Raw genomic sequence first — 6,000 nt, 5'->3', positions numbered from 1 at the left:
ACGCGGCATGGATGCCGCGTAAGAGCCTACAAGGACGTACTTGCGGCGTGTCCCGCGATGGTGGGCGGGCAAGGGCCCTGCAGCCAAGTCGCCGATCAGCCACTCTGCAACTGTTCCATTCGCGCTATCCAGTACGACGCCCAAAGCACAGAGACTCGGCCGTGCTGGGCGGGCAATAGCCCTGCAGCCAGGCCGCAGCTCTAGCGACGCCGGCTGCGCGCACCTGGCGGTGGGCAGCGTCGTTTGCCAGTCGCTCAAAGAAGTCGCGCCAACATCGAATGCATCAATCGCCCCGTCTCACCACCTGACACATCGCAGCGCTATCCTGTGCCCATGTTCAAGCCCGTCCGCCGCCTTATCGCGCCCGCCCCGCAGGTTGTCGAACGCGATTGCCTGCGCCTGCAGCTGGACGGGCGCGAGATCGCGGTGCTGCGCGTGCGCGACCCGCGTGCGCGGCGCATCAAGCTCAGTGTGGACGAACGCGGCGCGCGGCTGACCTTGCCACTGCGCGCAAGCCTGGTGGCCGGCGAACGCTTTCTGCAGGCACATCTGGACTGGCTGAGCACGCAGTTGTCGCGCTATCAGCAGGTGGATGCGTTTCCGGCGCTGGAGCGTGGCGTGCCGGGGCTGCTGCCGTTACGCGGTGCCTTGTTGCCGCTGAGCTGGCACGACGGGCGCTACGCACGCATTGAGGTCACCGATGATGGCGCACAGTTCCATGTGCCGACCCGCCTGGGCGATGCAGGTTTGCGCCGCACGCTGAAGGAATTCTACGAAGCGCAGGCGCGCGCCGATGTCGGCCGCTGGTTGCCGAGCTATCTGCCCGGCCTGCCGCGCGCCCCGGCGCGGGTGCGGCTAAAGGTGATGTCCTCGCAGTGGGGCTCGCTGGCACCGGATGGCTCGATGGCGCTGGATCTGGCGCTGGTGCTCGGCCGCCCGTCCGCGTTCGAATACGTGCTGGTGCACGAGCTTTGCCACCTGCTGCAGGCCAACCACTCGCCGGCGTTCTGGGCCGAGGTGGAACAGCGCTTTCCCGCCTGGCGCGACGAGCGCAGCTATTTCCACGAGCACGGCCGCCAGCTCAAGGCGCAGTTGCGGCGGTTGTTGCAGGTGGAGTGAGGCCGGTAGTCGCGATGCAGTTGGCATCGCTGACGCTACCTGCCGGTGCTACCGGCACTGAGGTCTGCTGTCGCATGCAATGCAACAAGCACAAACGTCAGCGCCGTGGCATCGCGCAGCACGCATGCACGCATTCCACGCATCACGCGTGCGGCGGCGGCAACGACGTCAGGAATCCGTTGATCACTGCCGCCACCGCGTCCGGTGCTTCCATGTGCACATGGTGCGTGCCGGGCAACAACTGCAGGCGTGCATCGCGCATCAGTGCCACGCGGTGATCGCGCAGGGCATCGGGGAAGTACACCTGCGCCGGCGTGGCGAAGATGGCCTGGGTCGGGCAGGCGATGGAGGCCAGCAATACGTCGATCTGCGCTTCGGTCATGCGGATGGCGGTGGGCAAGGTCAGGCGCGGGTCGCTGCACCAGCTGTAGCCGCCTTCGACCGCGCAGACCCCGCGCTCCACCAGCAGCCGCGCGGCCGGTTCGGTGAGCTGGTTGGCCATCATGCGTGCGCGCACCGGCATCTCCATCGAGGGAAACACCCGCAACGGCCGCTGCGCCAGCGTGCGTGCCGATGCCACCGCATCGCGCAGGCGGGTGGCGGTGCTCTCGACCGGCTCGGCCAGCGCGCCCAAGGCCTCGATCGCGATCAGTGCCTCCACGCGTTCCGGCGCCGCAGCGGCCAGCAGGCTGGCGACACCGCCGCCCAGCGAGTGGCCGAGCACGCTGAAGCGCTCCCAGCCCAGATCATCGGCTACCTGCAGCAGGATCGCGATCGCGCTGCTGAGCGTGTATTCGGCGCCGATGGGCAACCACGCGCTGTGGCCGTGGCCGGGCAGATCCAGCAACACCAGATCCAGGTCCTGCGCGTGCAGATGCGCGCTCAGCGGCAGGAAGCTGGCGGCATTGTCGAGCCAGCCATGCAGTGCCAGCACCCGGCGCGGGCCACGTTCGGGATTGCGCAGCCCGGTGACCCGGCCGATCGCCAGGTCGCACGCAAACGGCTCCAACCTCACGCGCGTCGCGCCACTGCGGCCAGTGCCTGCGCGTGTGCCGGGCTGGCGTTGAGGCAGGGGATGTAGCTGAGCTTGGCGCCGCGTTCGGCCAGCGTTTCGGCAAAGCCCAGCGCCACTTCTTCCAGGGTTTCCAGGCAGTCGGTGGCAAAACCCGGGCAGACCAGGTCGAAGCTGCGCACGCCGCCTTCGGCCAGTTTCCACAAGGTCGGCTCGGCGTACGGCTGCAGCCAGCGTTCCGAACCGAAGCGCGACTGGTAGCCCATCTGCCATTCGTCCGCGCCCAGGCCGAGCGCGGTGACGATGGCCTGCGCGCTGCGCTCGCATTGCTGCGGATACGGGTCGCCGGCATTGGCCACGCGCTGCGGCAGGCCGTGGAAGGAGAACATCAGCTTCTCGCTGCGCCCATGCGCCTGCCAGTGCGCGCGGATCGAATCGGCGATCGCCGCGACCCAGCCGGCGTCTTCGCAATAGTCCTGGATCACCTCGACCGCGATTTCCGGCGCGCTCGGGCGCCAGGCATCGATCACGTCCTGGATCGATGCGGTGGTGGTGGTGGAATACTGCGGATACAGCGGCAGCACCACGATGCGCCTGATGCCGCGCGCGCGCAGGCCATCCAGCGTCTTGCGCAGCGCCGGGGCGCCATAGCGCATGGCCCACTCCACGTGCCAGTCCGGCATCACCTCTTTCAGGCCCTCGGCCAGGCGGCGCGTGTACACCGCCAGCGGCGAGCCGTCCGGCAGCCAGACCTTGGCGTATTTCTCGGCCGACTTGGGCCCGCGGATCGGCAGGATCACCCCGTACAGCAGCGACTTCCAGAACAGCGGCGGGATCGCGACCACGCGGCGGTCGCTGAGGAACTCGGCCAGGTAGCGGCGCACGGCCGGGGCGGTGGGCGACTCGGGGGTGCCGAGATTGACGACCAGCAGGGCGGTATCGGGGGTGGTGTTCATGCGCACCATTCTGGCAGAGCGCAGCGGTGCTGCCGAGGACAGCGCATCGATCGCCGCCATTGACCGCCTCTGCCCCCCGGTTGCGCTCACCACCGATTCATTGCGCCACCACTAACGTCGCGCCATTGCTATCTTTGACGGATTGTCCTTTGGAGCTTGTCATGCCTCGTCTGTCGCGCCTGGCCCTGTTGTTGTCGCTGACCTTCGCCGCCGGCCATGCCGTCGCCGGCCCGGAAGAGGACCAGCGCGCGCGTAACGCGGTGCGCGTGCTCAACGAGATCATGAAGATCCCCGAGCAGGCGATCCCGGACAAGCTGCTCGACGAGGCGCGCGCCATCGTGGTCATCCCCGACACGCTCAAGGCCGGGCTGGTGATCGGCGGCCGGCGCGGGCACGGCCTGATGTCGATGAAGAATGCCGATGGCAGCTGGTCGCAGCCGGTGTTCGTCAAGCTCACCGGCGGCAGCATCGGCTTCCAGGCCGGCGTGCAGTCCTCCGACGTGGTGCTGGTGTTCCGCAACGACCGCAGCCTTGACAACATCGTCAACGGCAAGTTCACCCTCGGTGCCGATGCCGGCGTGGCCGCCGGCCCGGTCGGCCGCAATGCCGCCGCCGCCACCGACGGCCAGCTCAAGGCCGAAATCTGGTCGTGGTCGCGCGCCCGTGGCCTGTTCGCCGGCGTGGCGCTGGACGGTGCGGTGCTGCAGATCGACGATGCCGCCGACCTCAACGCCTACGGTGGCGGCGCCACCCCGCGCATGATCTTCGAAGGCCGCACCAACGAGCGTGCCTCCACCGACGTGATCGCCTTCCGCGACCGCCTGGAAGAGGCGACCTACACCGCACGCGCCAATCGCGGTACCGATGGCAGCGCCGACGATGGGGCCAGCGCGCCGCGTCCGGCAACGCCGCCGCCGGCCCAGGCGACCACCACGCCGCCGCCAGCGGTGAACGAGGCCAGCACCGTGCCGATGCAGCCCAGCACGACGCCACCGCCGCAGCAGGGCTTCCAGCCGGTGTCCGATGGCGAAATCCGTACCGAATCGCTGGACGGCAACCGCTGACAGGCTGTCATCCCCCTGCGCGATGCGCTGGGGTATCCTGCGTCTTCCTTCTTCTTCAGCAAGCGAGCAGATCATGGGCGGTTTCAGCATTTGGCACTGGCTGATCGTGCTGGTGATCGTGTTGCTGGTGTTCGGTACCAAGCGGCTCACCAGCGGTGCCAAGGATCTCGGCAGCGCGGTCAAGGAATTCAAGAAAGGCATGCACGACGACGACAAGCCGGCCGGCAAGCTCGGGGACGACACCCGCACGGCCGAGCAGGCACGTGAGGCGCAGGCCGAGCGCGATCGCGACGCGCGTTGATCCGGAGCGGCGTCGGTGTTTGACATAGGTGTTGGCGAACTGACGCTGATTGCGATCGTCGCCCTGGTGGTGCTCGGTCCCGAGCGCCTGCCCAAGGCGGCCCGGTTTGCCGGACTGTGGGTGCGCCGCGCGCGCATGCAGTGGGATTCGGTCAAGCAGGAGCTGGAGCGCGAGCTGGAAGCCGAAGAGCTCAAGCGCAGCCTGCAGGATGTGCAGGCCTCGCTGCGCGAAGCCGAAGACCAGCTGCGCACCAAGCAGCAGCATCTGGAGCAGGGCGCCCGCGCGCTGCACGACGAGGTCGGGCGCGATATCGATATCCGCAGCACGGCCACACCGGTAGCGACACCGCTGGAGCTGGCGCATGCGGATCTGCCGGCCGGGGCGACTGCCGTGTCGGCAGCGGGCGCTGCGGATGCGGCCGATCATGAGGCCGCACCGGTCATTGCCCAGGCCCAGCCGATTGCGCCAGCGCCCCATCAAACCTTGGTACCGGCCCCGCACGACACCGTGGTGCCGGCGCCGCATGCCGCGCATCTCAGCAGCACTGGCGCGCAGGCGCCGGCCACCGCCACGCCGCTGGAGCCGAGCACGCTGAAAGCGCCGACCGAGCCGGCTGCGCCGGGCAATATCCAGGAGAAACAGCCGTGAGCCTGTTCGACGACGCACAGGCCGAAAGCAGTCTGATCGAGCATCTGGTCGAATTGCGCGCGCGCCTGGTGCGCGCCCTGATCGGCCTGGGCGTGGTGCTGCTGGCGTTGCTGCCGTTCTCGCGTGCGATCTATTCGTGGCTGGCCGCGCCGCTGATTTCGCAGCTGCCGCTGGGGCAGACGATGATCGCGATGAACCCGGCCGGCGCGTTCTTCGCACCGCTCAAGCTGACCTTCTTCGTGGCGGTGTTCGTCAGCGTACCGTGGCTGCTGTACCAGGCCTGGGCCTTCGTGGCGCCGGGCCTGTACCAGCGCGAAAAGAAACTCGCATTCCCGTTGCTGGCCTCGGCAGTGGCGCTGTTCTACATCGGCTGCGCGTTCGCGTATTTCCTGGTGTTGCCGGCGGTGTTCCACTTCCTGACCACGTTCAAGCCGGACGTGATCGCCATTACCCCGGATGCCAATTCCTACCTGGATTTCGTGCTGGCGATCTTCTTCGCCTTCGGTGCGAGCTTTGAGCTGCCGGTGGCGTTGGTGATCTTGGTGCTGCTGGGCTGGGTCAGCCCCAAGCAGCTGAGCGAAGGCCGCGGCTATGCCATCGTCGGCATCTTCATCCTGGCCGCGGTGCTCACCCCGCCGGACGTGGTCTCGCAGCTGATGCTGGCCATCCCGATGTGCCTGCTCTACGAGCTGGGTATCGTCGCCTCGCGCGCGGTGGGGCCGAAGCCCGCCTAGCGCTTTCGCCGCGGTGAGGCGCGCCGCCATGCAGGCGCGCAATCCGGCATCACCCGAACGCAATCACGCCCGTAGGAGCGCACCCGGGCGCGACCGGGGCTCTCCCGTGGAAGGCTTCGTCGCGCCCAGGTGCGCTCCTACGGGGTGGGATGGTCAGGCGGCGAAC

General features: G+C 68.2%; 7 protein-coding genes. 5 read left to right on the top strand and 2 right to left on the bottom strand.

Features of this window, described 5'->3' with window-relative positions; translation table 11 throughout:
* The first annotated feature begins 333 nt into the window (after positions 1 to 333).
* A complete protein-coding gene (locus ABQ137_RS19650) occupies positions 334 to 1,119 on the top strand; it encodes a YgjP family zinc-dependent metalloprotease (RefSeq protein WP_039513591.1) in 786 nt (261 codons plus the stop codon).
* Positions 1,120 to 1,261: 142 nt separating this feature from the next.
* On the opposite strand, the gene ABQ137_RS19645 is transcribed toward ABQ137_RS19650, so the two are convergent.
* Positions 1,262 to 2,128: an alpha/beta fold hydrolase gene (locus tag ABQ137_RS19645; protein ID WP_349783410.1), complete on the bottom strand. Its 867-nt coding sequence runs from the start codon at positions 2,126 to 2,128 to the stop codon at positions 1,262 to 1,264.
* 2 nt (positions 2,129 to 2,130) lie between these two features.
* A complete protein-coding gene (hemH, locus tag ABQ137_RS19640) occupies positions 2,131 to 3,096 on the bottom strand; it encodes a ferrochelatase (RefSeq protein WP_349783409.1) in 966 nt (321 codons plus the stop codon).
* A gap of 152 nt (positions 3,097 to 3,248) precedes the next feature.
* On the opposite strand from hemH, the gene ABQ137_RS19635 reads away from it, so the two are divergent.
* The 4 genes from ABQ137_RS19635 (at position 3,249) to tatC (ending at position 5,834) form a co-directional block, all read left to right on the top strand.
* On the top strand, positions 3,249 to 4,151 hold the full coding sequence (locus ABQ137_RS19635; protein ID WP_016904257.1) for a lipid-binding SYLF domain-containing protein: 903 nt from the start codon (positions 3,249 to 3,251) through the stop codon (positions 4,149 to 4,151).
* A gap of 73 nt (positions 4,152 to 4,224) precedes the next feature.
* Positions 4,225 to 4,452: a Sec-independent protein translocase subunit TatA gene (gene tatA, locus ABQ137_RS19630; protein WP_016904256.1), complete on the top strand. Its 228-nt coding sequence runs from the start codon at positions 4,225 to 4,227 to the stop codon at positions 4,450 to 4,452.
* Positions 4,453 to 4,467: 15 nt separating this feature from the next.
* Positions 4,468 to 5,100 (top strand): Sec-independent protein translocase protein TatB, encoded by a 633-nt coding sequence (tatB, locus tag ABQ137_RS19625; protein ID WP_349783405.1) that lies wholly within the window; start codon positions 4,468 to 4,470, stop codon positions 5,098 to 5,100.
* Entirely contained in the window at positions 5,097 to 5,834 is a 738-nt protein-coding gene (tatC, locus tag ABQ137_RS19620; RefSeq protein WP_024937600.1) for a twin-arginine translocase subunit TatC, read from the top strand. The genes tatB and tatC overlap by 4 nt, the downstream gene beginning before the upstream one ends.
* Positions 5,835 to 6,000 lie beyond the last annotated feature (166 nt).

It is taken from the genome of Xanthomonas sp. WHRI 8393, assembly GCF_040203315.1.
Lineage (GTDB): Bacteria > Pseudomonadota > Gammaproteobacteria > Xanthomonadales > Xanthomonadaceae > Xanthomonas > Xanthomonas arboricola.
Note: the sequence above shows the minus strand (reverse complement) of the source record. Positions and strands in the feature narration are given on the sequence as shown.

Bases quoted from the DNA above. Each gene is read 5' to 3' on its own strand.
- ABQ137_RS19650 (WP_039513591.1), top strand. From the start codon at position 334: ATGTTCAAGCCCGTCCGCCGCCTTATCGCGCCCGCCCCGCAGGTTGTC.
- ABQ137_RS19635 (WP_016904257.1), top strand. From the start codon at position 3,249: ATGCCTCGTCTGTCGCGCCTGGCCCTGTTGTTGTCGCTGACCTTCGCC.
- tatA (WP_016904256.1), top strand. From the start codon at position 4,225: ATGGGCGGTTTCAGCATTTGGCACTGGCTGATCGTGCTGGTGATCGTG.
- hemH (WP_349783409.1), bottom strand. From the start codon at position 3,096: ATGGTGCGCATGAACACCACCCCCGATACCGCCCTGCTGGTCGTCAAT.